Origin of the sequence: Stenotrophomonas sp. HMWF003 (assembly GCF_003061285.1) — a bacterium.
GTDB classification, from domain to species: domain Bacteria; phylum Pseudomonadota; class Gammaproteobacteria; order Xanthomonadales; family Xanthomonadaceae; genus Stenotrophomonas; species Stenotrophomonas maltophilia_AP.
Map to the genome: position 1 here is coordinate 1 of NZ_QAIW01000270.1, position 1,572 is coordinate 1,572.

Below are 1,572 nucleotides of genomic sequence, written 5' to 3' on the forward strand. Positions count from 1 at the left end.
GGTACGTGCCGCGCCCGCCCCGCGCGCGCCACGCACCACGCCCGACGACGGCAACTGGCAAGAGTTCTGAGCCTCCGCGGCGGCCACCCGGCCGCCGCCTCCCCACCCTCCTTCGAGTCCGCCCGTGTCCACGCCTTCTGCCCCTGCCACCACCGCCCAGAACGGCCGCGAATTCGAGTTCGCCGATCGTGATTTCCGCCGCGTCTGCGACCTGATCTACCAGCGTGTCGGCATCTCGCTGGCACCGGCCAAGCGCGACATGGTCTACGGCCGCCTCTCGCGTCGCCTGCGGGCGCTGGGCCTGCGCAACTTCCACGACTACCTGGACCAGCTCGAACGCGACGGCGGCGACGAATGGCAGGCGTTCACCAACGCACTGACCACCAACCTCACCGCGTTCTTCCGCGAACCGCACCACTTCGAAAAGCTCGACACCGAACTGCGCGCGCGGGCCGGCCACGGCACCCTGCAGCTGTGGTCGTGCGCGGCCTCCACCGGTGAAGAGCCCTACTCCATGGCCATCACCGCCTGCGAAGCGTTCGGCACGCTCAAGCCGCCGGTACGGATCCTGGCCACCGACGTGGACACCCAGGTGCTGGCCACTGCCAGCCGCGGCGTGTACGCCATCGACCGTGTGTCCGGGCTGGACCCGGCGATCAAGAAGCGCTATTTCCAGCGCGGCAGCGGCCCCAACGAAGGCAGCTGCCGGGTCAACCCGGCCCTGCGCGACCTGATCGACTTCCGCCCGCTCAACCTGCTCAGCAACCGCTACGACGTCGGCGGTCCGTTCGACGCCCTGTTCTGCCGCAACGTGATGATCTATTTCGACAAGCCCACCCAGCGCGGCATCCTGTCGCGGCTGATCCAGCACATGGGCGATGACGGCCTGCTCTACACCGGCCACTCGGAGAACTACCTGCACGCCGCCGACCTGATCCAGCCGTGCGGGCGCACCCTGTACAAGCGCGCCCCCGGAGCCCCGGCATGAACGCCGTGGTCCGCACCGACGATGTGATGCGCTACTTCGACAGCCGCTTCAAAGTGACCGCCGCCAAGCTGCTGCCCACCCAGTACCTGGTGGTGGACGACGACACCGCGCTGACCACCACGCTCGGTTCGTGCGTGGCCGCCTGCCTGCGCGACCCGGTGCTGAAGATCGGCGGCATGAACCACTTCCTGCTGCCCGAAGGCAACGTCGGCGACGGCGCGCCCGCCCGCTACGGCAGCTATGCCATGGAACTGCTGATCAACGACCTGCTCAAGCGCGGCGCACACCGCAAGCGCCTGGAAGCCAAGGTGTTCGGCGGCGCCAACGTGCTCAAGGGCTTCACCAGCAACCCGGTGGGCACGCGCAACGCCGAGTTCGTGCGCCAGTACCTGCAGGCCGAGCACATCCCGGTGCTGGCCGAGGACCTGTGCGGCATCCACCCGCGCAAGGTGTGGTTCTTCGCCGATACCGGCCGCGTCGTCGTGCAGCGCCTGCCGCACGCCCACGAAGCCGAAGTGGCCGCTACCGAATCGGCCGTGCGCGCCCGCCTGTCCAAGGCCCCGGTCACCGGTGGCGTGGAGCTG

The 1,572-nt window shown here is 69.1% G+C and carries 2 protein-coding genes; both read left to right on the plus strand.

From position 1 onward, the window contains the following. Positions 1-124 precede the first annotated feature (124 nt). Positions 125-988 (plus strand): CheR family methyltransferase, encoded by an 864-nt coding sequence (locus DBR34_RS11160; RefSeq protein WP_128096848.1) that lies wholly within the window; start codon positions 125-127, stop codon positions 986-988. Further along, a partial coding sequence (gene cheD, locus DBR34_RS11165; protein ID WP_128096852.1) for a chemoreceptor glutamine deamidase CheD occupies positions 985-1,572 on the plus strand: 588 nt, incomplete at its 3' end. The genes DBR34_RS11160 and cheD, both read left to right, overlap by 4 nt.